Origin of the sequence: Pseudomonas sp. Irchel 3E13 (assembly GCF_900187455.1) — a bacterium.
GTDB lineage: Bacteria > Pseudomonadota > Gammaproteobacteria > Pseudomonadales > Pseudomonadaceae > Aquipseudomonas.
Genome location: NZ_FYDX01000015.1, coordinates 72,921 through 97,883, shown reverse-complemented (window position 1 = coordinate 97,883; position 24,963 = coordinate 72,921). Strand labels below are relative to the sequence as shown.

Annotated in this window: 20 protein-coding genes and 1 pseudogene; 17 read left to right on the top strand and 4 right to left on the bottom strand. The window is 66.9% G+C overall.

Going from position 1 to position 24,963, the window contains the following annotated elements:
- Positions 1-27 precede the first annotated feature (27 nt).
- From CKW37_RS24445 to CKW37_RS24410, 8 genes are read left to right on the top strand one after another with little or no spacing between them, the layout of a single operon-like run.
- The gene (locus tag CKW37_RS24445) at positions 28-1,344 is read left to right on the top strand and encodes an NAD(P)/FAD-dependent oxidoreductase (protein WP_095158795.1); all 1,317 of its coding nucleotides are present in this window, start codon (positions 28-30) and stop codon (positions 1,342-1,344) included.
- 25 nt (positions 1,345-1,369) lie between these two features.
- Positions 1,370-4,939: an alpha/beta fold hydrolase gene (locus tag CKW37_RS24440; protein WP_095158794.1), complete on the top strand. Its 3,570-nt coding sequence runs from the start codon at positions 1,370-1,372 to the stop codon at positions 4,937-4,939.
- Positions 4,936-6,432 carry an NAD(P)/FAD-dependent oxidoreductase gene (locus tag CKW37_RS24435; RefSeq protein ID WP_095158793.1) on the top strand — a complete coding sequence of 499 codons (1,497 nt, stop codon included), beginning with the start codon at positions 4,936-4,938 and terminating at the stop codon, positions 6,430-6,432. Before CKW37_RS24440 ends, CKW37_RS24435 begins: the two co-directional genes overlap by 4 nt.
- Positions 6,420-9,197, top strand: coding sequence for a beta-ketoacyl synthase N-terminal-like domain-containing protein (locus CKW37_RS24430; RefSeq protein ID WP_095158792.1), 2,778 nt, complete (start codon positions 6,420-6,422; stop codon positions 9,195-9,197). The genes CKW37_RS24435 and CKW37_RS24430 overlap by 13 nt, the downstream gene beginning before the upstream one ends.
- The gene (locus CKW37_RS24425; RefSeq protein ID WP_095158791.1) at positions 9,194-10,996 is read left to right on the top strand and encodes an acyltransferase domain-containing protein; all 1,803 of its coding nucleotides are present in this window, start codon (positions 9,194-9,196) and stop codon (positions 10,994-10,996) included. Before CKW37_RS24430 ends, CKW37_RS24425 begins: the two co-directional genes overlap by 4 nt.
- Positions 10,993-11,265, top strand: a complete 273-nt coding sequence (locus tag CKW37_RS32845; protein WP_159985319.1) for an acyl carrier protein — start codon at positions 10,993-10,995, stop codon at positions 11,263-11,265. Before CKW37_RS24425 ends, CKW37_RS32845 begins: the two co-directional genes overlap by 4 nt.
- Positions 11,258-13,027 (top strand): fatty acyl-AMP ligase, encoded by a 1,770-nt coding sequence (locus tag CKW37_RS24415; RefSeq protein ID WP_095158790.1) that lies wholly within the window; start codon positions 11,258-11,260, stop codon positions 13,025-13,027. Before CKW37_RS32845 ends, CKW37_RS24415 begins: the two co-directional genes overlap by 8 nt.
- Complete coding sequence (locus tag CKW37_RS24410; protein WP_095158789.1) at positions 13,014-13,766, top strand: thioesterase II family protein; 753 nt, start codon at positions 13,014-13,016, stop codon at positions 13,764-13,766. Before CKW37_RS24415 ends, CKW37_RS24410 begins: the two co-directional genes overlap by 14 nt.
- Positions 13,767-14,069: 303 nt before the next feature.
- On the opposite strand, the gene CKW37_RS24400 is transcribed toward CKW37_RS24410, so the two are convergent.
- From CKW37_RS24400 to CKW37_RS32840, 3 genes are all read right to left on the bottom strand, one after another.
- Positions 14,070-14,765 carry a hypothetical protein gene (locus CKW37_RS24400; protein ID WP_095158787.1) on the bottom strand — a complete coding sequence of 232 codons (696 nt, stop codon included), beginning with the start codon at positions 14,763-14,765 and terminating at the stop codon, positions 14,070-14,072.
- Between the two features lie 490 nt (positions 14,766-15,255).
- Positions 15,256-15,432: a DUF6021 family protein gene (locus CKW37_RS33025; protein ID WP_177454477.1), complete on the bottom strand. Its 177-nt coding sequence runs from the start codon at positions 15,430-15,432 to the stop codon at positions 15,256-15,258.
- A 28-nt stretch (positions 15,433-15,460) separates the two neighbouring features.
- Complete coding sequence (locus CKW37_RS32840; protein ID WP_159985317.1) at positions 15,461-15,625, bottom strand: hypothetical protein; 165 nt, start codon at positions 15,623-15,625, stop codon at positions 15,461-15,463.
- 87 nt (positions 15,626-15,712) lie between these two features.
- On the opposite strand from CKW37_RS32840, the pseudogene CKW37_RS24395 reads away from it, so the two are divergent.
- Positions 15,713-15,874 (top strand): annotated as a pseudogene (locus CKW37_RS24395) (general stress protein); the annotation flags it as partial.
- Positions 15,875-15,897: 23 nt separating this feature from the next.
- On the opposite strand, the gene CKW37_RS24390 reads toward CKW37_RS24395, so the two are convergent.
- On the bottom strand, positions 15,898-16,773 hold the full coding sequence (locus CKW37_RS24390; protein ID WP_095158785.1) for an AEC family transporter: 876 nt from the start codon (positions 16,771-16,773) through the stop codon (positions 15,898-15,900).
- 467 nt (positions 16,774-17,240) lie between these two features.
- On the opposite strand from CKW37_RS24390, the gene CKW37_RS24385 reads away from it, so the two are divergent.
- Genes CKW37_RS24385 through CKW37_RS24350 form a run of 8 tightly spaced genes read left to right on the top strand, consistent with a single transcriptional unit; the run spans position 17,241 to position 24,947 of the window.
- A complete protein-coding gene (locus CKW37_RS24385) occupies positions 17,241-18,929 on the top strand; it encodes a M64 family metallopeptidase (protein ID WP_159985315.1) in 1,689 nt (562 codons plus the stop codon).
- A gap of 36 nt (positions 18,930-18,965) precedes the next feature.
- Positions 18,966-19,352, top strand: coding sequence for a hypothetical protein (locus tag CKW37_RS24380; protein ID WP_095158783.1), 387 nt, complete (start codon positions 18,966-18,968; stop codon positions 19,350-19,352).
- Entirely contained in the window at positions 19,349-19,963 is a 615-nt protein-coding gene (locus CKW37_RS24375) for a lipase chaperone (RefSeq protein WP_095158782.1), read from the top strand. Before CKW37_RS24380 ends, CKW37_RS24375 begins: the two co-directional genes overlap by 4 nt.
- 1 nt (position 19,964) lies before the next feature.
- Positions 19,965-20,489, top strand: coding sequence for a 3-hydroxyacyl-ACP dehydratase FabZ family protein (locus CKW37_RS24370; protein WP_095158781.1), 525 nt, complete (start codon positions 19,965-19,967; stop codon positions 20,487-20,489).
- Positions 20,482-21,774, top strand: coding sequence for a beta-ketoacyl synthase (locus tag CKW37_RS24365; protein WP_095158780.1), 1,293 nt, complete (start codon positions 20,482-20,484; stop codon positions 21,772-21,774). Before CKW37_RS24370 ends, CKW37_RS24365 begins: the two co-directional genes overlap by 8 nt.
- Positions 21,771-22,511: an SDR family NAD(P)-dependent oxidoreductase gene (locus CKW37_RS24360; RefSeq protein WP_095158779.1), complete on the top strand. Its 741-nt coding sequence runs from the start codon at positions 21,771-21,773 to the stop codon at positions 22,509-22,511. Before CKW37_RS24365 ends, CKW37_RS24360 begins: the two co-directional genes overlap by 4 nt.
- A 14-nt stretch (positions 22,512-22,525) precedes the next feature.
- Positions 22,526-22,789, top strand: coding sequence for an acyl carrier protein (locus tag CKW37_RS24355; RefSeq protein WP_159985313.1), 264 nt, complete (start codon positions 22,526-22,528; stop codon positions 22,787-22,789).
- 1 nt (position 22,790) lies between these two features.
- A complete protein-coding gene (locus CKW37_RS24350) occupies positions 22,791-24,947 on the top strand; it encodes a ComEC/Rec2 family competence protein (protein WP_095158777.1) in 2,157 nt (718 codons plus the stop codon).
- Positions 24,948-24,963: the final 16 nt, after the last annotated feature.

Sequence of the window (24,963 nt, the reverse complement as noted above, 5' to 3'; positions counted from 1 at the left end):
ACTCCAACCGCAAAGGGAATCGACGCAATGCAGCAGCCGACAATCGCCATCATCGGCGCCGGGGCCAGTGGCCTGGGCGTGGCCAAGGCCCTGCGCGAGGCCGGGGTCAACTTCGAGATCATCGAGGCCACCGCGCGCTTCGGCGGCAACTGGCAGCCCGATGGCCCGGCGTCGAAGATGTACGCGTCGGTGCACCTCATCAGCTCGCGGCGCAACACCCAGTTCGCCGACTTTCCCATGCCCGCCGACTACCCCGACTACCCGCGACACAACCAGGTGTTCGCCTACCTCACGCAACTGGCCGAGCACTGCCAGCTCGCCGCGCACACCCGCTTCAACACCCGCGTCACGCACATGGCCAAGGACCGTCAGGGCTGGCAACTGACCTTCGCCGACGGCAGCCAGTCCCGCTACGCGGTGGTGGTGGTGTGCAACGGCCTGCTCGGCGTGCCGAAGATCCCCGATTACCCCGGCACCTTCAGCGGCCCGAGCCTGCACGCGCGGGACTACCGCTCCGCGGAACAATTGCGCGGCAAGCGGGTGCTGGTGGTGGGCGGCGGCAACTCCGGCTGCGACATCGCCGTCGACGCCGCGCAGACCGCCACCCGCGCCCTGCATTCGACCCGCCGCGGCTACCACTACATGCCCAAGTTCATCGACGGCCAACCGACCCAGGAATGGCTGATGGACCAGGCGCCGAAGTTCAGCGACGAGGATGACTACTGGGCGCATGTCGAGCGCAGCTTCAAGTTCGCCGGCTTCGATGGCCGCGACTACGGCCTGCCGGCGCCGGACCACGACATCCGCGAATGCCATCCGATCCTCAACTCGCAGGTCCTCTACTACATCGGCCACGGCGACCTCCACGCCAAGCCGGACATCAGCCGCTTCGACGGCCAGCAGGTGCACTTCAGCGATGGCAGCGTGGAAACCATCGACCTGATCGTCTGGGCCACCGGCTACGGCATCGACCTGCCGTTCCTGCCGCAAGAAGTGTTCGACTGGCAGCGGGAGTTCGACGGGCTGTTCATGCGCATGTTGCCGGCCGAGCACGACGACCTGATGTTCGTCGGCTACCTCAATACGCCGTCGGGCATCGGCAACCTGGCCAACATGACCGGCCGCTTCATCGCCGCCTGCATCCAGGCCCGCACCGCTGACAGTCCGGCGTGGCGGCAACTGCAGCAGATCAAGCTCGCGCCGGAACGGCTCGACCTTGGCCAGCAACGCTTCATGCAGACCCAGCGGCATGCCCATGAAGTCGACCTGTGGAAATTCATTCGCACCCTGAACTTCCTCACCGCCCGCCTGCAAACGGCGCAACCCCTGGCCCACAGCGCCTGAACCCGAAGCTTCGCGAGGCTCGACCATGAACCAGCCCACCCATCTGCCATCTGCCAACGAACTGAGCGCCCTTGACGCGCTGCGCCTGCTCGACAGCCTCGACGCACCGCCGACGCTGGAAGCCCGCTTGCTGGAGGATCTGCGCGAACTGCTGCTGGGCGTACTGAAGATCGTCCCCGAAGACTTCTCGCCGACCCGGCCACTGATGGACTACGGCCTGGACTCCATCGCTTCGACCGAAATCGGCACGCTGTTCACCCAACGATTCGGCATCACCGTCCCGCCGACGGTGTTCTTCGAGTTCCAGGATCTCCAGAGTTTCTGCGGGTATCTGCTGGCAGGTCACCGGCCACACCTGGAAAACCACTACAGATCACTGCCCCCTGTAGGAGCGAGCTTGCTCGCGAAGGACCGCAACGCGGTCCCAACGCCGGCCACAACAGACCCCAAACCTCAAAAACAAACGGTGATGCCAACTCCATTTGTCACCTCGGAAATCACGCCGTCCGGTTTTGGGGCCGCTTCGCAGCCCATCGCGAGCAAGCTCGCTCCTACAGAGGAAGAGTGGGTCGCCGCGTCTGGCGGTGCCGCCTTGTCAATCGAAGCCCTCTGGCAAGAATCCCCCCACCTGGAACCCGCCCAATCCCTCCTCGATCACCACCTCCTCACCTGCCGCCAGGCCACCCGCATCCAGTTCCAGCGCCCCACCGCGCCACGTCTGGAATGCGCCACTTACGGCCAGGGCACACCCGTCCTGCTGCTGGGCGGTTTGGTCATGCCGTACGACGTGATGTGGCGCCTGCAACTGCAGGCCCTCGGTGAACAACACCGGCTGATCATGTTCCACCTGCCCGGCTGCGACGCAGCCGAGCTGCCGGACGCCTTCGATATCGCGCACCTGGTCACCGACCTCACCGACCTGCTCGACCAGCTCGGCATCAGCGCCCCGCTGCCGGTGATCGGCTATTCCTTCGGCGGCGTCCTCGCCCAGGCCTTCGCCCTGGCCCATCCCGAGCGCTGCGCCGGGCTGTGCATCACCGTCAGTTCGCCGTTCAGCGAAGGCGCCAGCAATTTCCCGGTATTGATGCGCGAGCTGCAAAAAAGCCCGCGCTTCATGACCCTCAACCGCGGCTGGCACATGCCGGCGCTGCCGGCCTACCAAGACGTGATTGGCGATTTCGACCTGCGCCCGCGCCTGCCGGCACTGAGCTGTCCGTGCCGGATCATCTGCGGCAGCGACGACGCCTACCAGCCGCCCGCCTACTCGGCGCTGATCGCCGAGACCGTGCCCCACGCCGAGCTGATCGAGGTGGCCGGCGCCGGGCATTTGCTGGGTTTCACTCACCATGAGCAGTACAACCGCCTGCTGCTGGAATTCCTCACCGGACTGCCGGCTCCGGGCACTCCGACGCCACGTCCGCGCCCCGGGGTGTTCCAGCCGGCCAGCGCGCAGACCCTGGAAACCCTCGGCGACTATGTGCGTCAGGGCGACCAGGGCCATTGCGCGATTCTCTCGGCCCCCGCAGCGCAGACCGCGCTACTGCTCAATCACCTGGGCCAGCGCGGCAAGCGCGAAGCCGGTGACTACCGCAGCTACTTTCTGACCTCGCTGGAAGAAGCCCTCGACGCCGCCCTGCGCGTGGCCCGCCACCACGCGCGCAACCGCACACCTGACGGCGAGGCCGGGTTGTTGCTGGTGGATGCCAGCGGCTACTGGGCGCGGTACTTCAACCCGTTGCAAGGCGCCGACGCGCAGGCGCTGGTCCCCGGCGTGCGGGTGGTCGCCAGCCTCGCCGAAGCGCGCACGCTGCTCGCCCGCCTAGGCCCGCGGCAACTGGCGGCGGTGGCCTGTATCGAGGCCGCCGATGCCAGCCCGGACGCCTGCGATGCGCTGATCGCGCAACTTGCCGGCAGCGGCATACTCAGCCTGTTTGTCGAACACTGCCGCGGGGCGGGCGACTGGTCGCTGGCGGCCCTGCGCGAAGCCCCGGACCTGCTGGTCTTCGGCGAGGGCCTTAACGGTTTCCAAGCCCCGCTCGGCGCCTGTCTGGTGCATGAGCGGGTGAAGAACCCCTGGCTGATGACGCCCAACGAAAGCTATGTGCGCCATGTGATGAGCAACTTCGGCCTGCCGCTGCGCCTGGCGGTCGAGCACCTGACGCAGCAGTTCGCCGGCGAGCTGCACGGCCCGCTGCTGCGTCAGTTGCGCCGTATCGAGTCGAGCAGCGAAGCCACCTTTCAAACGCACCTGCGCTACGGCAACAGCGGTTACGCCCGCATCGCCCGCATGCACGGCTTCGACGCGCGGTTCTACGAAGCCCACGGCGTACGTTCACGGTTGCGGGTGGATGGCGAGCCGTCGCGGGACATCATCGATTGCTTCGTCAATGTCGGCACCTGCCCGCGCGGCCTCAACCCGGCGGATGTGGTCGAACAGGTGGCCGGCAAACACGACCCGCGCCACGACTACTGGGGCGAACTGACCCAATTGCTCGCCGAACAGACCGGCCTGCCCCTGGCGCTGCCGGCGTCGAGCACGGTCACGGCGGTGGAAGCGGCCCTGACCCTCGGCCTGCTCGGCGCACCGGGCGAGCGCCGCAAGCTGCTGTGCTTCAGCGGCGGGCTGGGGTTCTCGATGCTCAGCGCGGCGGCTTCGCGCAACGAAACCTTCGATATTTTCCGCCAGCCGTTCGAACCGCTGCATGCCAATACCCTGTTTATCGACCCGCAGGCGGCGGACGCGGAGGACCAACTGCAGGCGCACCTGCTCAGCGGCGAGGTCGCGCTGGTCTGGTTCGAAACCCTGCAGGTCGACGCCAACGCTTCGCGGCCGATTCCGCCGGCATTGATCGCCCTGGTCGAACGCCACCGCGAGGCCGGTGGCTACCGGGTGGGCGTCGATGAAACCCAGACCAACCTCGCCACCGGCGACTTCCTGCACAGCCAGGCGCAGGTGTCGCGGCCGGATATCGTCGCCCTCGGCAGCGCCCTGTGCGACAGCCTGCTGCCCATGGGCGTGGTGCTTTACCGCGAGGCGCTGGGGCAGCGCGCGGCGCAACGCCAGCCCGAACGGCTGCTGGATTTGCAGACCCGCGGGATCAATCAGTTGTGCGCCCACCTGGCGCTCAATTGCCTGCGCGCCATCGCCCGCGACGCCGGCCTCGCCCACGCCCGCGACCAGGGCGAGTACTTCAAGCAGGGCCTGTTGGCGCTGCAACGGGAGTTCCCGCTGATCAGCGGCGTGCGCGGCGAAGGCCTGCTGCTCACCGTCGAGCTGGACCTGCGCGACACCCCGGCCTTTGTCGAGCGCAGCTTCGGCTACCTGCTCTGGGGCAGCCTGCTGCGCGACCCGCAAGGTGGCGTCGCCGCCGCCGTGTGCCCGATCTACAACAACTGCCTGCGTTACCTGCCTCCGCTGACGATCGACCGCGACGCCATCGATCTGATGCTCGCCAACCTGCGCCGGGCCCTGGTCCGCGGCATCGATGGCGTGCTCCAGGACTGCGCCGCGCACAACCGGCGCCTGGGCGACTCGCGCACCGCCGACTTTCTCGCCGGGCTGATTCCGGCAAAAAAAAAAGGAGCCACGCTGTGACTGAGCACACCCGCGTCAACCCGTCGCGCCCCGCCGAACCCGGCGTGGCTTCCCTCCGTCCGTTGCAGGGCCGCGGGCCGATGGTCTGCATCATCGGCGCCGGGGTCGGCGGCCTGTCCATGGCCCGCGCGCTCAAGCGCAAGGGCATTGCCTTCGACTGCTTCGACCGCCGCGACCGTATCGGCGGCATCTGGGCCTTCGACCACAGCGGGCAGCACACCTCGGTGTGGCACAGCATGAACATGAACACGCCCAAGGGCCTGTACCAGTTCAGCGATTTCCCGATGCCTCGGCATTACCCGGACTTCCCCTCGCACCGCCAGGTGCACGCCTACCTGGACAGCTTCGTCGAGCACTTCGAGCTGCGTGATTCGATCCACCTCGACTGCCCGGTGCAGCGCACCGAACGCCTGCCGGACGGTGTCTGGCGGGTGACCCTCGGCTCCGGCGAGGTCCGTCACTACGACGCCCTGGTGGTCGCCAACGGGCACCACAACACGCCCAACTTCCCCGACTACGCCGCCGACACCCGGATCGACGCCATCCACTCGCAGCAATACCGCTACCGCCACGGCTACCAGGACAAGCAGGTGATGGTGGTCGGCGTCGGCAACAGCGGCGCGCAGATCGCCGTGGACGTCAGCCATGACGCGCGCATGACCTACCTGTCACTGCGCCGGGGCGTCTACGTGCTGCCGCACTACCTGTTCGGCATCCGCATCGACAAGGTCATGGGCTGCCTGAACGACTGGTGGGTGAAGAAGATCCTGCCCTACCCGCTCAGCGGCCTGATGTTCACCGGGCTGTACAAGGCGCTGATCGCCAAGCGCAAGCAACTGGGCATGCCCAAGCCCGACCACCTGATGATGTCGAGCCTGCCGACCCTCTCGGAAAACTTCGCCAACCGCGTCGGCGACGGCAAGCTCAAAGTGGTGCCGCAGGTGCAACGCATCGACGGCAACACCGTGCATTTCGTCGATGGCAGCCAGCTCGACGTGGACGCGGTGATCTACGCCACCGGCTACCACACCGACTTCCCGTTCCTGCCGGCCGAGTTGCTCAAGGTCGAGGAAAACCGCATCCCGCTGTTCCAGCGGATCTTCCTGCCGGAGGTGCCGAACCTGGCCTTTATCGGCCTGTTCCAGGCGGTGACCTGGGGCTTCCTCGACATGATGGAGCGCCAGGCCGAACTGACCGCCGACTACTTCGCCGGCCAGTACCTGCGCCCCGAGCCGGACAGCGAGCGCCAGCACATCGCCGCCGAGCGCAAGGTGATCGAGCGCGAATTCCTCGCCACGCCGCGCAACAACTACGAAATGCACGGCCCGACCTACCTGCACTACCTGGCCAAAGAACTGCGCCAGGGCCGCGACCGCGCCACGGCCACCGGCAACGTCAGCCCGCTGCTGGTCCAGGCCTACGCGTACGACGCGCTGAGCGCGCTGGCCCAGCCGCAGGCGAGTGCCGTGGAGAGCGATCCATGCCAGGGATAAGCGCACCGGCCCTGGCCGTGGTCGGTATGTCCGGGCGTTTTCCCGGCGCGCCGGACCTGCGCGCGTTCTGGCACCTGCTGCGCGACGGCGGCGATGCGGTGCGCCAGGTGCCGGACGCGCGCTGGAACTGGCGCGACTACGACAGCGAACTGAATGCCGGCGAAGACACCAGCTATTGCCAGCGCGGCGGTTTCATCGAGCATGTCGACCGCTTCGACGGGCGCTTCTTCGGCATCCTGCCCCGCGAAGCGCAGAGCATGGACCCGCAACAGCGGCTGTTCCTGCAATGCGCCTGGGCCGCGCTGGAAGACGCCGGCTACGCGCCGGCGCACCTGGCGCAGCGCCGGGTCGGGGTGTTCGTCGGGGTCGGCCACGCCGACTACCCGACGCTGATGCGCCGCGACGGCGTGCCCAGCGATGCCTGGCGCGGCACCGGCATCGCCCTCACCGCCATCGCCAACCGGGTGTCGTACTGCCTGGACCTGCACGGCCCCAGCGAAAGCATCGACACCGCCTGCTCCAGCTCGCTGGTGGCGCTGCACCGGGCCAGCCAGGCACTGCGGGGCGGCGAGTGCGACGTGGCGATCGTCGGCGGGGTCAATTTGCTCCTCGGCCCCGAGCTGTTCATCGCCTTCGCCAAGGCCGGCATGCTCAGCCATGCCGGGCACTGCCAGACCTTCTCCGCCGACGCCGACGGCTACGTGCGCGGCGAAGGCGTCGCGGCGCTGGTGCTGACCTCACTCGACGCGGCCCGGGCCAACGGCGACTACGTCTACGGCGAAGTGCTCGGCAGCGCGCAAAACCACGGCGGGCGGGCCCACAGCTTTACCGCGCCCAACCCCAAGGCGCAGAGCGAAGTGATCCAGCAAGCCTGGGCGCAGGCCGCTTATTCGCCACGCCAGGCGCGGCTGATCGAAACCCACGGCACCGGCACGCCGCTGGGCGATCCGATCGAGATCAACGCGCTGAAAAAGGCCGTGCCCGCGGGCGACGGCGCGCCGATCGTGCTGGGCGCGCTGAAAAGCCAGATCGGTCACCTGGAAGCCGCCGCCGGGATCGCTTCGGTGATCAAAAGCCTGCTGTGCCTGCACCACCGGCAACAGGTCGGCAACCTGCATCACCGCCAGCTCAACCCGCAGATCAACCTCGACGACAGCCCCTTCCAGCTCGCCAGCGGCACCGCCGCGCTGGCGCAAAACCCGGGCGAGCCGCTGCTGGCGGGGGTCAGCGCGTTCGGCTTTGGCGGGGTCAACGCCCATGTGGTGTTGCGCGCCGCCGCCGCGCCCGAGCTGGCGAACGCTGACGACCAGCCATGCCTGATCCTGCTGTCGGCCAAGGACGACGCCGGCCTGCGCGCCCGCGCCCGCCAGTTGCTCGACGCCTTCGCCGAGACTGGCGCGGCGGGCAACGCGGCACTGCGCCAGGCCCTGCTCGAACGCCTGCGCGACCTGCTCGGGCTGATGCCGACAAGCGACACCGCGCCGACTCGGCTGGCGACCCTGAATGTCGACGCCGGCTACTTCGTCGGCTGCCTGGAGCAAGTGCTCGACGCCCTGCAACTGGACGTGCCGATCGACGCCTGGCGCGGCGCGGTGAGTCTTGAAGAGGTGGCGCAGCGGCTGGCCGCCGAAGCCCAGCCCCAAGCAACCGCCGAACCGCGCCTCGACAGCTTCGCCGCCCTGCCCGCCGCGCACCTGGCCGACGCCAGCCTCGCCAGTATCGCCCGCACCTTGCAGGAGGGCCGCGACGCCATGCCCAAACGCCTCGCGTTCGTCGCCGACAGCCGCGATCAGTTGTTCCAGCGCCTGCGCGATTTCCTCGACGGTCATCACCACGGGCTGCTGTGCAGCGGCGCCGGAACAGCCGTCGCCGCCCCGACAGGCGCCGGGCAACTGGCGCAGTGGGCCGCGCATTGGGCCAGCAGCAAAGTGCCCAGCCCGGACTGGGCCAGCGTCTACGGCGAACGGCCACGTCCCGCCAAGATCCCGCTGCCGGCCTACCCCTGGCGGCTGGAGCGGGTCTGGTACACCCCGGCGTTCACTGCGGCGTCGCGGGCCACGCCGAACGCGGCGCAGGCCTGGCTCGCGACATGGGAAAACGCGGCTGCCCTGCCCGGCTCGGTCATGGCGCTGGCCGGACTGATCGGCCAGGCGCTACGGCAGAATCCTGTTGAAGCGCTGGCCTGGCGCGACCTGCGCTTCGGCCCGCCGCAAGAGCTGGACAGCACCGAGACGCTGAGTTTTACCCTGGCCGAGCCGTACTGGCAGGTCAGCCAGGGCGAGCAGGTGTTGCTGCAAGTGCAACGCAGCGAGTCGGCGCCGATGCCCGCCGCGCTGCAACCCCAGGCCGGCACCACCACCCTGGCGGCCAAGGCGTTGTATGCCAGCCTCGCCGAACAAGGCCTGGGCTACAGCGCCATCGGCCGCGCCCTGCAAGACGTGCGCAGCACGCCGAACAGCCTGCACGCCAGCCTCGCCTTCGGCTGCCAGGGCGTGGATGACTTGCCGTTCTGGGCGGCGCTACTCGCCAGCCTGTGCGCCGCGCCGGCAGTGCTCGGCCAGGCGCCGACGCCGTGCCTGCCGTTCAGCATCCGCCAGTTAGCCCTCGATCCCGAGGCGCTGCCCGGCGCCCGGCACCTGGGCATCGTCCGCCACGCTGACGAATTCGCCGTCAGCCTGAGCAACGCCGATGGCCGCTGCGCCCTGCGCCTGGAGGGCCTGGCGATGCGCGCCATTGCGCGGGCTCTAAGCCGGGTGAGCGCATGAACGCCTGGCTGTTCCAGGGCCAGGGCAGCCAGCGCAAGGGCATGGGTTCGGCGCTGTTCCCGCGTTTTCCGGCGCTGGTGGCCGAGGCCGACCGGGTGCTCGGTTATTCCATCGAGCGCCTGTGCCTGGAAGACCCCGACCAACACCTGAACCAGACCCGCTACACCCAGCCGGCCATCTACGTGGTGTCCTGGCTGGGCTGGCTGGCGGCGCGGGAAGACGGCGCCACGGCGCAGTTCGCCGCCGGCCACAGCGTCGGTGAATACGCCGCGCTGACCGCCGCCGGGGTGCTGGATTTCGTTCTCGGCCTGCGCATCGTCGTCGAGCGCGCGCGGCTGATGGCCGAGGTCGAGGACGGCGGGCTGGTGGCGGTGCTCGGCCACGATGAGCAGCAGGTCCGCCACCTGCTGGCGGAACTGCCGAACAGCGGCCTGGCCGTCGCCAACATCAACAGCCCGCGGCAGATCATCGTCGGCGGCGCGCACACCGCCCTCGACCACCTGTTGACGCTGTGCGCCGGCCGGGGCATCCGCGCCCTGGCGCTGAAGGTCAGCGGGCCGTTCCACACGCCGCACATGGCGGCGGCGGAGCGCGGGTTCCGCGAGTTCCTGCGCAGCGTCAGCCACCAGTTTCGCGAGCCGGCGTTCCCGGTGATCGCCAATATCGACGCCCGCCCGCACCGCCGCGACGGCCTGGTGGATGCCCTTTCGCGCCACCTCAGCCACCCGGTGCAGTGGCAACAGGTGGTGCAACACCTGCTGGGCGCCGGCGTCGAGGAATTCATCGAAATCGGCCAGCCGCCGATCCTCGCCGGCATGCTCAAGGACATCCGCGAGCACGCGCCGATCCCGCCGCCACCGCCGCGAGCGGTGCGCGAACGCCCGCTGCTGGTGGCGGCGCTGCCCCCGGACCTCGGCGGCGAAGCGCTGCTGCTCGAACTCGCCCGCCACGGCGCCATGGGCCTGCTGGACGCCGATGATCTGGATGATGCGCGCCTGCGTGAAACCCTGGAGCGCTACAACGCCAACCCGCGTTTGCGCGGCCGCTTTGGCGTCCGCCTCGGCGGTACGGCGCGGCTGGCCGAGGTCGCCGGGCTGGGCATCGGTTGTATCGAAATCGCCGCCCACCAGTTGACCGCGCAATTGCGCGAACGCTGGCCGGCGGTGCACTGGCTGGTGCGCCTGGAACACCAACGCGACCTCGACGCTGGCCTCGCCCACGCCGACGCCTTGCTGATCGCCGCCGACCACCACCTGCCGCTGTTGCTGGAAGCCCTGGCCCGGCGCGAACGCCAGATTCGTCGCCCCTTGATCGGCGCTGCGGGTCTGATCGGCAGCGCCAGCAGTGCCCGGGCGATGTTCGAACTGGGGGTGGATTTCATCGCCCCCGGCGCGGTGTTCCTGCTCGCCGCCGAGGCCGCCGTGTCGGCGCCATGCCAGCAGCAATTGGCGCGGATGGATCGTCAGGCGCACCAGTGGCTGAGCGACTGGCGCTACCCCGAGCTGCACAGCCGCAGCCAGGGCTATGTGCTCGACCGCGCCGCCCAGGCACAAAACGAGATCGCCCAGGCCTTCTACCTGAGCGACGACGGCGACCGTGGCGAGGGCCGTCGCGCCCTGCACGCGCGCATGCAATCCACCGTGCGCGAGGCGCACCTGCGCGGCGATGCCTCGCTCTGGCTGTTCAACCACTGGCGCCGGCAGCACGCCCCGGACCTGGCGGTTCCCTTACCCGCGGCACAGTTGCTCGACCTGCTGTGCCCCGTTGCCAACGACGCACCTTCAAGGACACGCCCATGAGCCTGACCGAACGCCTGCAAACCCATATCAGTGACTTCATCTGCAAGGAAGCGGACCTGCCGGAAGACGAGATCGACCTGCACACGCCGCTGGGCGCCCTGGGCGTCGGCTCACTGGTCGGCACCCGCCTGATCGGCAGCCTCGAAGAACACTTCGGCGTGCGCCTGTGGCCGACCCTGGTCTTCGAACACCCGAGCATCAGCGAACTGGCGGCGGCCATCGCCGAGATCGTCAGCCAGGCCAACCGCGAGGAACCCGCGCATGTTTGACAAGACCTGCCTGAACCCCCAGGAACTGGCCTCGGCCACCGGCAGCCTGGCGATCCACGACAGCCTGGCGCTGCGCGCGCGCCTGCACCCGGACAAAGTGCTGTTCACCCTGCTCGACGACAACGGCGAGGAACAGCAGCGCCTGACCTACCGGCAACTGCTCGGCCGCGCCAGCGCCATCGCCCGCCAGTTGCGCGAGCACAGCCAGCCGGGCGAACGCATCGCGCTGTTCTTTCCGCAGGGGCTGGAATTCATCGCCAGCTTCCTCGCTTGCCTGATGGCCGGGCGCATCGCCGTGCCGGTCAACCTGCCGACCCGGCGCCGCGTCGAGCGCTGCCTGAAGATCCTCGACGACAGCGACAGCCGCCTGCTGCTGGTGGCCGACAGCGAACGCGCGGCGCTGCACCAAGCGTTCGCCGGCAGCGCCGCGGCGGACCTGGCGATGCTCAGCCCGACCAACGCCTGCGACGCCGACGTGCAATGGTCGCGCCCGGACGACCGCGACCCGCAGCGCATCGCCTTCCTGCAGTACACCTCCGGCTCCACCTCGGCGCCCAAGGGGGTGATGGTCAGCCACGCCAATATCAGCGCCAACCTGCGCATGATGCGCGACGCCTGGGCGCTGGATCACACCAGCGACTTCGTCACCTGGCAGCCGCACCACCACGACATGGGCCTGATCCTCGGCCAGTTGCTGCCCATCGTGCTGGGCAACCACACGGTGATCATGGCGCCCTCGACCTTCGTCCGGCAGCCGCTGATCTGGCTGCAGGCGATCGCCCGCTACAAGGCGCGGCTGGCCGGCGGCCCGAACTTCGCCTACAACCTCGCCGTGGAACGCTACGACGCCCAGCGCCTGGAGGGCCTCGACCTGTCGAACTGGAGCCACGCCCTCAACGGCGCCGACGTGGTCCGCCCGGCCAGCCTGCAACGCTTCGCCGAGTGCTACGGCGCCCACGGCTTTTCCGCCAATGCCTTCCTGCCCTGCTACGGACTCGCCGAGGCCACCCTGTTCGTCAGCGGCGGCCCCCACGGTCGACCGGTGCGCTCGGTGCTGGCCGACCCGCTGACCCTGGCCCTGGAACAGCGCCTCAGCGCACCGGCCGACCCGGCCGCGGCCCAGGTTCTGGTGGGTTGTGGCGAGCCGTCGTGGGAAGTGCGGGTGGCGGTGGTCGACCCGGCCACGCGGCAGCGCCGCAAGGCGGGACGCATCGGTGAAATCTGGCTGCGTGGCCCGGCCATCGCCAGCGGCTACTGGCAGAACCCCGAGGCCACCGAGGCCGGTTTCCGCGCCCGGCTCGACGACGGCAGCGAACATACCTGGCTGCGCACCGGCGACCTCGGTTTCGTCGAGGAACAGGACCGCCAGGTGTACATCTGCGGCCGGCTCAAGGACCTGATCATCTGCGAAGGGCGCAACCTGCACCCGGAAGACATCGAGCACACCGTGATCGAAGCCCTGAAGGACGCGCGCCCGCAAAGCTGCGCGGTGTTCAGCCACGACAACGCACAGCAGCGCCAGACCATCGTCGCCGCCATCGAACTCAACCGCGAGATCAAGCGCTGGCTGCAAGACAACCCGCGCCAGCTCAAGGCCGCGGTGCGCAGCGCGGTGGTGGACAACCACGGCATCACCCTCAACCGCATCGTCTTCGTCCAGCCCACCAGCATCCACAAGACCACCAGCGGCAAGATCCAGCGCGGCAAGATGCGCCAGCTCTACCTCGCGGCGGAACTGGACCTGCTCAATGAAGCCGGCTGAACCGGCGCTGGTGCAATGGCTGAGCGACGCCGCGGCGCCGCTCAGCCTGGTCTGCTTTCACTGCGCCGGCGGTAGCGCGCAAAGCTTCTTCCCGTGGAAAAAGCCGGCGACCGGGCTGTGCGAACTGTACGCCGTGGAACTGCCGGGCCGCGCCCGCCGCCTGCGCGAACCCTTCGCCCGCTCGGTGGACGCGTTGGCCGAGCAGTTCGCAGGGCAATGCCGCGCACTGCCAGACAAACCCCTGGTGCTGTTCGGCCACAGCCTCGGCGCCCTGCTCGCCTACGAAACCGCGCGCCGCTTGCTGGCCGAGGGCGAGCGGCGGCCGGTGGCCTTGCTGGTGTCATCACGGCAAAGCCCGGACTGGCTGCCGGCGTGCGCCGGCTTGCCGGAACTCAATGACCAGGCCCTGCGCGACTACCTCAGCGACCTCTCCGGCACCCCGCGCGAAGTGCTGGAAAACCGGGCGATGATGGACATCGCCGTGCCGATCCTGCAGGCGGACCTGACGTTGCTCCTCGACTACCGGCACCAGCATCCGCGTCCGCTGGACATTCCCGTGCGGGTGTTTGGCGCCATCGATGATCCGCAGGTGGGGTATGAATCCCTGGTGGCGTGGGAGCGGGTCAGCAGTGGGGACTTCAGCCTGCGCATGATCGAAGGGGGGCATTTTGCGGTGATGGAGGAGATGGGGTGGGTGTTGCAGTGTGCAATGAAGGCGATGCCTGAGAGGAAGACGTAAACCCGTTAAGAACCTTGGACGATCAAAAGTTTCTTTACTTGAACCGAACAAGCAGCAATGCGCTTTCGGCCTCCGAAAAGTAACCATCTTCCCGGATCCCACTCGCGGAAAGAAAACCTGCCATCACCTTGGGCGGCACAATCAGCACGTCTTGCGACCCGGCCGCGGCCCAGATTCTGGTGGACTGCGGCGGTCTGTTGTAGAAGGCGAAGTGCGAAACATCACCACACCGGCCCTGCAGACCTGGCATTGATCCTTGACTACCGGCGTCCACATCACCGTGCACTCTGATCAGGTATCTAATTAGCGCAGATCACACTTGAGCCCTGTCGCATCCACCCAAGCAATTATCTGGAAGGTTTTTTTCTTGGACACCGTAAAGGCACCGGCACAAGACAACCCGGAAGCCTGCAACTGCGGCCCGGCAACAGGATGCATAAAATAGCCGTTTATATTTTCGAAGTTGAAATCATGAGTGCCTTCCGTCAGCGTCCCCACATCGACCAGAAGCGAGCCCGAGCGATTATCGAACTCATACTCTTCACCCTCAATATTGATGGACATGGTAATGCCTGAAGCCGTCCCAGCCTGGGCAGGCTGCCCTCTCAACTTCACAGGATAGGATTTGAGTTCTGGTGTAATGGAAGCGTCTGTCACCAGCTTATCTATGAGTTTCTGGGAAATGGATTCCTTGCACGTTGTGCTCTTTGAGATAAGAGGAGCCAGATCCTGTTGTAAAACGCCTTCATACTCCTTTGACTCATACTTTGCTGCGCCATCGATGCCGAGATCCACGACCTTTTTTACCAAGCCTTTCAACTCAGCCTTTGCCGCGCCAGAGAGTTCGGTTGTCTGGGAGTTCCCTTTCGCTTCTGGTGTGCTGCAAATGCGCTCGGCGAAGTTCGCAATGGCATCCAGAGGATCGTCATTGGCGATGACAAGGCCTGGTTTACCAAGAGCCAATAAGGTCATAACGATCAGTACACCACCCTGCCTCATATCTGAATCTCCTTTATGCACATCCCTGTGAGAAATCAGCATCCAGCTAAGTAAAGATGCAGGTATCTCAGAACAGCACTACCCCGGTTTTCAAGCCCACCCAATGTGCATGACATTAGCTGATAATTATTGAAGCAACCTCACCAGACCATTTCATTTTTGTAAGTACACCAACCAATAGCAACCTACTCAACAAGCAGATATGAACGTTTCTGGATGCGAAAATCCCCACAACCTGTTGTGAGGCGTCGCCTGCGAACAGGTCTAACCGACATAACTCCCTTGCGTTGCCAAACATCAAACTGATGTAACTCAGGCGTGGCGAAGAAAGAGCTGTGTTGACAGAGAGGATAGGGTGGGTGTTGCGGGAGTTGGGGCAATGACTAGCGGGTGCATGCCTGGAGCGTTACAGCGTCCTCAAGATCGAGCGCCGTCTGCGCGGCGCTCGCTCTCACAATCGCTGAAATCCTGTCGCCATGCGCATGGCGGTTCAGTCGTGCTTGCCGCTCTGGTTGCCCGGCCCGCCAAGCGGTGCCTTGGCCGGGCCGGCTGGATCGACCTGGGGATCGTCGAGGTCCGGGGAATCCGGGTCGAAGCCCGGGTCGTCGTTGCCACTGGAATGTTCCGAAGAATGCGGGCCTTGGTCGTCGCTCGGTTTGTCGTGCATGGCGTGACTCCTGTGTGTGGGTACAGGGTTAGGTCGCCTCGCGGATGCAGACGTTCAGTCGATTTTGCCAGGCGGTCAGGTTGGCGGACTCAACGCCGGGAGGCCGGGTATTGACCCGCAAGTGATTGGCCTGGAAATGTTTAACGCAGCCGGTCGGCACGGCGCTGATCGGCTTGAGCCACTCCGCGGTCACCCGCGTCGTACCTGTACACAGAAGGTCCTGTGTGACGACATGAGGTGCAAGATCATGGCCGATAACCACGGCAAGCAAGGCCACAGCAACCCGGGCAACTTCGCCAACGACCGGCAGAAAGCGGCTGAAGCCGGACGCAAAGGCGGCAAGCATTCAGGGGGGAATTTCGCCAATGACCGCGAGCGCGCCGCCGAGGCCGGGCGCACCGGCGGCCAGCGCAGTCATGGCGGTGGGCGCAAAAGTCAGTGAGTGATTGAGGGCCCGCGCGGGCCCTACATCCACCCCGCCAACACCACCGGCAGCCATACGAACGACAGCACCGTCGAGCACATCACCACATTCGCCACCTGCTCCGGCGCGCGGTTGGCGCGCACCGCCAGCAGGTAGTTGAACACCGCCACCGGCATCGCCGACTGCATGACCAGCACGGCGTGGGCCAGGTGATCGAGGCCGAGCAACGCGCCGATGCCCCAGCCAACCCCGGCACCGATGACGATGCGCAGGGCGCCGATCAGCATGCCGCTGCCGATGTGCTGCGGACGGATGCTGGCCAGCGACACGCCGAGAGTCAGCAGCATCAGCGGGATGGTCATGCCGCCCAGCAGGTCGACGGTGTTGCCCAGCCAGCGCGGCAGTTCAAGATCGAAGAAGATCACCGGCAATGCCAGCGCCAGGCTGATAACGATCGGATTTTTCAGCAATGCGCGGAACGAGGCGACGCCACCGGACAGGGCGATACCGAGGGTGAAGTGAAAGCTCGACAGGGTCAGGAAAAACGCCACCGCCAGGGCCAGGCCCTGCTCGCCGAAGGCGTACAGCGCCACCGGCAAGCCCATGTTGCCGGTGTTGGGAAACATGAACGCGGGCATCAGCACCCGCCAGTGCTGGCGAAAGGCACGGCTGACCGCATAGCCCACCGCCGCCATGGCGACCATGCACAGCACACAGGCCAGGGCCATGCTGGTGAAGGCGGCGGGGTCGAGCCGGGTCCGGTGCAAGGTGGACAACACCAGCGATGGCGTGCCGACGGTCATCACCAGGCTGGCGATGAAATCCGTGGGATAGGCATGGCCCTTGCGCGCCCAGATGAAGCCGATACCGGCCACGATAAAGACCGGCGCCAGAACGGCGAACAGCGAAGCCAGCATGCGGCGTTTCCTTTGCGAAAAGCGGCCATGCTAGAAGCCCCGGGGCAGCGGGTGCAAGGACCGCAGCTTGGGGCATTGGCTATAGGCGTCTGCCGGTGGCGCTTCAGGGCGCTCGATCTCCAGAGCGCAGAAAAACCGTCGGCATGCACCGGGCGGCCTCGACTCAATCTCCCCAACCACCACCGACAACTGAACATTCACCGCCAAACGCCCTGCTATGCACACAAAGCTTTGATCCGGGTCAGCGATAAGCACGCCAGATGTGCTAGCCCGTCAATCCGCACGCCAGCGCTCTACCACCGGCTTTTTAGCCAAAAAAAGCAGTGAAACGGCCATCTTGTATCCATGAAATTTTTCTGAACAGCCTTGACGGGCGCTCAAACGCGATAGCAGGATGCCGCCACCGAAGTAAAACAATTCGCGTTTGCCAGTAAGAATTTTCGACCTTATGGATGAGGGTGATTCGAATGGATTCGTCGTGCACGAAAATCGTCGACAACGGTGACGATGGCAAACGCTTCATCATCGCGATCACCGGCGATGGCTTTACCTCCTTGCAGCTCGCCAGCTTCCACCAGGCAGTGGCCACGTTGCTCGCTGGCCTCAGCGACATCATCCCGATCTCCTGGCGCCTGAGCGACGCAATCAACGTCTACATGATCGATACCGTCTCGGCGGCGTCGGGCATTGGCTCGGGCACCGGTTGCGGTACGCCGGTCACGGTGAACAACGCCTTGGGCACGGTGTCCTGTGCCGACGGCAATTCCAGCAGTTGCATATCGGCGTCCCCACGTCTGGTGAACGCCGCGCTGAACGCTGCCGGGATCACCTGGCACCAGGCGGTGGTCATCGCCAACACCGGCGTAGCCGGCGGCAGTTTCGGCGGCAACCAGTGCACCCTGACCCTGGACAGCGGCAACGTCGCGCTGCTGGCCCGGGCCATCGCCCAACTGGCGGCCGGGCTCGGCGTCGAGTACGCCGCCCAGCCCGGCACATACCCGGACATCGAGCCCAGCAGCCCCAACCTCACCACCAACATCGCCGCCGCCACGCTGAAGTGGGCGCAGTACCTCACCCCCGGCTACACCGCCCTGCCCTCCAACCCGGCGGCCAGCGGCTGGCAACCGTGGATGGTCGGCGCCTTCGAGGGCGGCGGCAATTACGCCCAGGGCATCTACCGGCCAAGCCAGAACTGCCTGATGCGCGACCCCGCCGCCGACTTCTGCCTGGTTTGCTACAACGAACTGCTCAATGCCTTCGCGCCCTATCACCAGACCACCGGGCTGTCCTGGCTGGCCAGCCAGAACGGGCTCGGCGCCTGGTCGGCGGTGAAAGCAGTGTCCGCACCGGTGCAGCCTGCGCCGATCCAGGCATTGGCGACCACCAGCCTGGCCAGCCGGCTCTACGTCTTCACCCTGGCCAACGGCGTGATCGGCCACAACTCCGCCACCGTGGTCGGCAACTGGGAAAGCCTGCAACCGATCCCGCTGGCCAGCGGCAACATGGGCGTGCCCACCGATATCGCCGCCACACTCGCCGGGGCGGTAGTGGTCGTCACGGCGTTGTCCGGCAGCCAGGTCTGGCTCGCCAGCCAGCCTTCTGGCGCCGCCTGGAGTGCGTTCTCGGCCATCAGTTCGACCGGCCTGCCCGCCGGCTGCACCCGCGTCGCCTGCGCGGTGGCAAACGGTCAGTTGTTCGTGTTCGCCTCGGGCAGCAAGGGCATCTGGCTGAGCGTGCGCAACGGCGCCAATACCTGGGACGCCAAGTGGAGCGAAGTCACTTCGCAACTGGGCCTGAGCAACGGCTCGGCGATCGACTGCCTCGCCGCCGGCGCTGCGGTGCAAGGCCAGTTCATCCATGTGTTCGCCGCCCAAGGCACCACGCTCAAGCACGTCAAGGTCACCAGCGCACGGCAGTGGCAGGGCCTGGAGGACGTCCGCAGCAGCGGCCTGGTTCCGGCCCTCGACCTGAACTGCGCCGTGCGCGACGAAGCCTCGGTGTTTCTCACCGCCGCCACCCGCAACGGCCCGGTTGGCGCCACGCGCAATGCCGTGGCCTGGCCAGCGGCAGCCACGACCCTATCCGCTTTGCCAAACACGGTCAGCCGTGTCTCGGCAGGCATCCTGTCCGGCACGCTTCTGGCCGCGGCATCCTGACCCACCCACACAGCAAGGCCATCATGGAGAACGCTTATGAGTAGTGGCGGCGGCAGCAGTCCAACCCCCAACCGTACCTGTACCGGCAACCTGAAAACCGACGTCAGGCTGGTGCTGGTCTATCAGCCCGCGTACAGCCTCAACGGCGCGAACTGGAACGCCACGCCGGCAACCCAGGTAGCCGCGAACACCTCGCCGGTATCGGTGTTCATCGCCAACGGCCAGACCCCCGACGGCAGGATCACCTACCAGGCCGACGACGGTACCCAGTTCGTGCTGGCGTTCACCATGAACGGTACCAACGCGATCAACGTCATCGGCAACGGCGGCGGCGCGTCGGCTTACAACTACTCCGTGGCAAGCCCTGGAACCGGGGACACCATCACGGCCGTCTACACCATTTCCAGGAGCAACTCGCAATGAGTTACACCATGTCCGTGGACCGGGTGATTCAGCTCGCCCGTTGCGATGATTTCCCCGAAGCGACCATTCGCCAGATGTTCGCCGATCACAACGCCACCGAACTGCCGCTGGAGGTGCTGGCGACGCTGCCGATCCCGCTGTCGGTGAAGGTGTTCCTCGGCCTGCAGGACGAATTCTTCAGTGCCGAAGAGTTCCGCGAGCTGGCGGTGGCGTTCGCCAAGCGTGCCTCGACGGAAAACCCAGCGGTGGAGAACGACTACTTTGTCGGCAAGACGCTTGAGGTCTACGAGCAGGCTGTGCAGGCAACCCGCACCCTCAGACTCGGCGCCCAACTCGACACGCATCTCATCCAGTTGGTGACAGGCTACCGCGCCGCGATCAAGGCCCTCACGGAGCCGCTGAGCAAGGCCTTGCTCAGCGCCAGCGGCGAACAACTGCAAACCATCGCCGCCTACGAGGCCGTGTGGTTCGCCGGCTATGAAGGCCAAGGCATCGCCTGCCGCAATGCCGCGTCCTGCGCCGTAGCTTCAGTGCCCAAGCCAGACGCCGACGGCGTGCTGCAATGGGTGCTGGACAACGCCGTGGCCGTGTCCCAGGCGCGGACCGCCTGATATGGCGGATACCAGCGCTGCCCTGGATGTCACCGCCGCGCTGGCCCGGCTGCGGCGCGGTGGATTGCTGCAACCGACGGCGGCGTCATCCGCCGTCGTGGTTTTTCCGCCGCTGGAGCAGATGCTCCCGCACCGCTCGCCTTTTCTGCTGCTGGACCGGGTCCAGGCATGGGACCCACGCCAGCAGGCCTTGCTCGCGCAGCGTCGGGTCGACCCTGAAGACCCGGTGCTCGCCGGCCATTTTCCCGGCAACCCGATCTACCCCGGCGCGCTGCAGGGCGAGGCCATCGCCCAGGCCGGCCAGTGCCTGCTGCACATGGCCAGCGGTTGCCCGGCGACACCGCTGCAAGTGCTCGCCACCCGCGTGTTCGGCGCACAGTTTCTCGGCCAGGTACGCCCCGGCGAAATCATGGATATCGAAGTCCGCCTGCTGGACGACAACGGCATGCTGGCAGTCTTCGGCGGACGCATCAGCGTCGAGGGCGCGGTGCGCAGCGTCGTGGTGATGGAGGGCTGCCGTGTCTGAACTGCCGCGTATCGTGGTGACCGGCATGTCGGTCCTCACCGCCCTGGGCGAAGACCCGGGCACCCTGCTGGACAACCTCCTCGCCGGCCGCTCCGGCATCACCCGCTGGCACGGTTTCGATCGCGAGATCGCCACCAAGGTCGGCGGCAGCATGGAAGGTTTCGAACCGCGCCCACGCCTCGCGGCGCTCGCCGACAGCCTGCCGGACGCCGCCCGCCTGCGCCTGCGCCGGGCCAGCAACCGGCTGCCGTGGTCGACCGCGCTGTCGGTGCTGATGGCCGGCCGCGCCTGGCAAGACGCCGGCCTGTTCGAACACCCGCCAGGCGATGACGGTGAAACCGCCATCGTGGTCGGCGGGCACAACATCGGCCAGAACTACTACTTCAATAATTTCCGCCAGTTCGCACACGAGCCCGACCACATCGACGTGCAATTCGGCCTCGCCGGGCTGGACACCGATCATGCCGCCGTGGCCTCCGAAGTCATTGGCATCCGCGGCCCCGGCTACACCGTCGGCGGCGCCTGCGCCAGTGGCGCGCTGGCGCTGCGCGCGGCGTTCAACGAGATTCGTCATGGCGGCGTCGAGCGGGTCGTGGTGCTGGCGCCGGTGCTGGATTACTCGCCGCTGGAACTGCACGCGCTGGCGCTGATGCAGGCGGTCAGCCAACGCGCGTTCAACGACTGCCCGGAACAGGCCAGCCGGCCGTTCGACCGCCGCCGCGAAGGCTTCGTGCCCAGCCATGGCGGTGCCTGCCTGGTGCTGGAGCGGGCCGACCTGGCCGTCGCCCGCGGTGCCGAGCCGCTGGCCGAAGTGCTGGCGGTGGCCGCACGCTCCGATGCCAGCCGCCAGCCGAGCCCACAGGAAGACGGCCAGGTGCGGGCGATCCAGGCCGCCCTGCGCGAAGCGCGCCTGCGCCCGGAAGACATCGACTTCATCTGCGCCCACGCCACCTCGACGCCGCTGGGCGACATCACCGAAGCCCGTTCGATCCGCCGCGCCTTCGGCCGTCATCTGGCGCAGATGAAAGTCAACGCCCCGAAATCCATGCTCGGCCATACCTGCTGGTCGGCGCCGCTGGTGGAACTGGTGGCGGCCATCGCGCAGATGCGCGCCGGGCAACTGCACCCGACCATCAACCTCGATGACCCGGACCCGGAGCTGGACTTCGACGTCTGCGCCGCTGGCGCGGTGGCGCACCCGGTGCGCTACCTGCTGAAGAATTCTTTCGGTTTCGGCGGCAACAACTGTGTGGCGGTGCTGGGCCGCTGGGAGTCGCAGCCATGAATTTCTTCATCACCGGCGGCACCCGCGGCATCGGTCGCTGCATCGTCGAACAGGTACTGGCCGCCGGGCACAACGTCGCCTTCACCTGGAACCACGACGCCGACGCCGCGGCCGCCGTGCAGCGCCACGCCGCGCAGACCGCGCCGGAGCAACGCTGCGTCGCGCTGCGCCTGGACCTCGCCGACGCCGCCGCCATCGATGCCGTGTGCGACCAGGCCGACAGCGCCCTCGGCGGCATCGACGTGCTGGTGGGCAACGCCGCGATCAACCGTCCAAGCCTCGCCGTCAGCCTGCCCGACGCCGACTGGCGGGCGGTGATGGACGTCAACCTCGACGGCAATTTCCGCCTGTGTCGTGCCCTGCTGCCGGGCTTCATCGCCCAGCGCCGGGGGCGCATCGTGTTGCTGTCCTCGGTGGCCGCGCACGGCATGACCGGGCAGATCGCCTACAACGTGTCCAAGGCCGGTCTGATCGCCATGGCCGCCACCCTCGCCCGCGAATACGGCCGCCGCGGCATCACCGCCAATGCGCTGGTGCTGGGTCTGGTGGACACCGACCTGAGCCGCGACAGCGCGCCGCCGAAAACCTTCGAACACTGGCTCGGGCAATGCCCGAGCGGTCGCCTCGGCACGCCGCACGACGTGGCGCAGGCGGTGCTCTACCTGGCCTCGGACGGGGCCGGATTCGTTAACGGTCAGGCCATGCACCTCACCGGTGGCCTGGATTGGGTGCCATGACAAGGAGCGATGCAATGCACGACATCCACGCCAAGGTTCGCGAGGTAGTGATCAAACACACCGAAGCCGCGCTGGCCTTTCTCGACCTCGGGCCGATCGACACCCAGTTGCGCTTCGATCACCTGGGCGCCAGCAGTCTGGACATCATCACCATCGTCTCCGACGCCATGCGCGAGCTGCAGGTCAAGGTGCCGGTGGAGCAACTGAACCAACTGTCGAGCATCGATGCGCTGATCGATACCCTCAGCGGCGCGGTGTACAGCAGGGTGAGTGTCTGACATGGCCTGGACCCTGGAGATCCACCACATCGACGTGCGCAAGGCCGGCGACGCCACCTTGATCGTCGCCCGCAACCCGAACAATCCCGTGGGCGAGCAACTGCGTTCGGTGCTGATCGACGGCGGCCTCGCGGGCGTTGCCGACCATGTCCACACCTACATCACCACAACGGCCGGGCTGGCCAGCGTCAATGCGCTCGTCGCCACTCACTATGACGCCGACCACCTTGGCGGGCTGGTGACACTGCTCAAGAAAAACGTCACCACCTACGATACCGCGCGGGTCTATGACCGTGGCTGGCCGGCCCTCGGACCGAGCAACCTGTACCTGAGCTACCTCAATGCGATCAACAGCAGGACTGGGCGCAATCGCGTCACCCGTGCTGTCAGGGCCGCCGATCAAGCGCCCGGCATTCTCTTGTCCATGGTCAATAAGAAAGGCTCTGCAGCGATTCCCGCAGGTGACACGCCAGTTCAAGTGGCCCAGGCCATCAACCAGCCGGCGAAGTGGCTGATCAGCGGCCCCCAGGCGGAAATCCTCCAGGCCACCGGCGCCAACGCGCCGACCCTGACCTGCGTCGCTTGCAATCAATGGGTTCAGCGCCCCAACGGCACACCGGTCCTGGCCGCACAAGGGGTCAGCGAGGCGGAAAACGCCTGTAGCCTGGCCTTCCTCCTGCGTTTCGGCGAGTTCACTTATTACATCGGCGGTGATATCGAAGATCCGCAGGAAAGCGTGATCGCCGCCCTCGCCAACCCCAATGACAACGCCGCCGGACGCGTGCTGGTGGTCAAGGCCAGTCACCATGGCGCCAATACCGCCACCTCGGCGCAATTCGTGCAGCGCATGCGTCCGCTGGCGGTCATGGTGTCCAACAGCACGGGTAACCAGCACGGCCACCCGGCGCAAGAAACGGTCAACGTGCTCAATGGCTACCCGCGCGGCGTCGGCTACACCCTGCCGGTGCCACCCGCTTCGCCCGGCCGGCCTAGGCGAACCTACTTCACCGGTTTCGACAGCGCCGACAACACCGATAACGTGTTCGTCTCCCTCGGTATCGTGGCGGGTGATCCTTCCACCGGGAACCATCCTGGCCACGTCCGCGTGGATGTCAGCGAGGCCCAGGCCTTTGGCAACCGCAACTTTCCCGGCCGCGCCTATCGCGCGGTCCTCGCCGTCGCCGACATCGCCGCCAAGGCCACGGGCATCAGCCTGACCCTGGTGCAGGCGCAGACGGCTGCCGAAGCTGCGGTCAAGGGCACGTTGGTGGATGTAGTGCAGACACTGGTCAACACCCCGGAGGCCAGCAACACCGCGTCGGCCTTGTGGGTGCTGCGCAGCAAGAGGGCGGGCGGCGTCAAGAGCGAATACCTGCAGCAGATGACCGCAATGCCCCCCGACCTGAACGACTGGCTGGACGGTGTCGAACTGCAGAAAAGAATCCTCGGCCGCGCCGGCACGCTGACCGACATCTACCAGTGCGTCGACACCGCAGAGCAGTTTTCCGCCACCGCCAGTGCTGCCCTTCCCGGCACCCTCGCCGGGCTCACGGCCCTGCCAGGCTGCATCGACGGCCTTGCCGCGGCCTACCAGGTGATCAACAACCTGGTGCCGTTTCCCGCATACACCGGTGCCGTGCAATCGGGCCTCGACCAGGCCAAACAGGCCCGCGACATCCTTGCCAACGGCGCGGGCCGGGTAGCGATCCTCGCGGGTCAAGCCACCACGGCTGCGCAACAGGTGCACAGTGCCAGCAGCGTGCAACAGGCCATGTCATTGGCCGAGACGGCGATCAACAGCGCGGACAACGTCTGCGTAGCCGTGAGCGACACCCTCAGCAACCTCGCCGACTGCTACAAACTGGCCGCCCGCGCGGGCACCAACCCGAGCCCGGCACTGGTCGCGGTCGCGATCACCCGCGCCTGCGGCAAGACCGCGGCCGGTGCGGTCACCGGCGCCATCGCCGGGGCGGTAAGCGGTAACGGCGGCCTTCAATCGGCGGAGCAGGCTTTGCACTTCGCCCTCCAAGAGGCCGGGGTCGATTCTTCGCAGGCCGTCGCCGCCCTGCGCGAAGCCCTGACCGGCGACGATCCGCTGTTCACCGTCAGCTACTACAAGGCAACCGCACATCAGGTCGTACAGGACAACCTTTCCTGAGGCGGACCGCTCTTTC

Bases quoted from the DNA above. Each gene is read 5' to 3' on its own strand.
- CKW37_RS24430 (WP_095158792.1), top strand. From the start codon at position 6,420: ATGCCAGGGATAAGCGCACCGGCCCTGGCCGTGGTCGGTATGTCCGGG.
- CKW37_RS24425 (WP_095158791.1), top strand. From the start codon at position 9,194: ATGAACGCCTGGCTGTTCCAGGGCCAGGGCAGCCAGCGCAAGGGCATG.
- CKW37_RS24375 (WP_095158782.1), top strand. From the start codon at position 19,349: ATGAGTTACACCATGTCCGTGGACCGGGTGATTCAGCTCGCCCGTTGC.
- CKW37_RS24380 (WP_095158783.1), top strand. From the start codon at position 18,966: ATGAGTAGTGGCGGCGGCAGCAGTCCAACCCCCAACCGTACCTGTACC.
- CKW37_RS24360 (WP_095158779.1), top strand. From the start codon at position 21,771: ATGAATTTCTTCATCACCGGCGGCACCCGCGGCATCGGTCGCTGCATC.
- CKW37_RS24390 (WP_095158785.1), bottom strand. From the start codon at position 16,773: ATGCTGGCTTCGCTGTTCGCCGTTCTGGCGCCGGTCTTTATCGTGGCC.
- CKW37_RS33025 (WP_177454477.1), bottom strand. From the start codon at position 15,432: ATGCACGACAAACCGAGCGACGACCAAGGCCCGCATTCTTCGGAACAT.
- CKW37_RS24355 (WP_159985313.1), top strand. From the start codon at position 22,526: ATGCACGACATCCACGCCAAGGTTCGCGAGGTAGTGATCAAACACACC.
- CKW37_RS24370 (WP_095158781.1), top strand. From the start codon at position 19,965: ATGGCGGATACCAGCGCTGCCCTGGATGTCACCGCCGCGCTGGCCCGG.
- CKW37_RS24385 (WP_159985315.1), top strand. From the start codon at position 17,241: ATGGATTCGTCGTGCACGAAAATCGTCGACAACGGTGACGATGGCAAA.
- CKW37_RS24445 (WP_095158795.1), top strand. From the start codon at position 28: ATGCAGCAGCCGACAATCGCCATCATCGGCGCCGGGGCCAGTGGCCTG.
- CKW37_RS32845 (WP_159985319.1), top strand. From the start codon at position 10,993: ATGAGCCTGACCGAACGCCTGCAAACCCATATCAGTGACTTCATCTGC.
- CKW37_RS24350 (WP_095158777.1), top strand. From the start codon at position 22,791: ATGGCCTGGACCCTGGAGATCCACCACATCGACGTGCGCAAGGCCGGC.
- CKW37_RS24410 (WP_095158789.1), top strand. From the start codon at position 13,014: ATGAAGCCGGCTGAACCGGCGCTGGTGCAATGGCTGAGCGACGCCGCG.
- CKW37_RS24440 (WP_095158794.1), top strand. From the start codon at position 1,370: ATGAACCAGCCCACCCATCTGCCATCTGCCAACGAACTGAGCGCCCTT.
- CKW37_RS24400 (WP_095158787.1), bottom strand. From the start codon at position 14,765: ATGAGGCAGGGTGGTGTACTGATCGTTATGACCTTATTGGCTCTTGGT.
- CKW37_RS24415 (WP_095158790.1), top strand. From the start codon at position 11,258: ATGTTTGACAAGACCTGCCTGAACCCCCAGGAACTGGCCTCGGCCACC.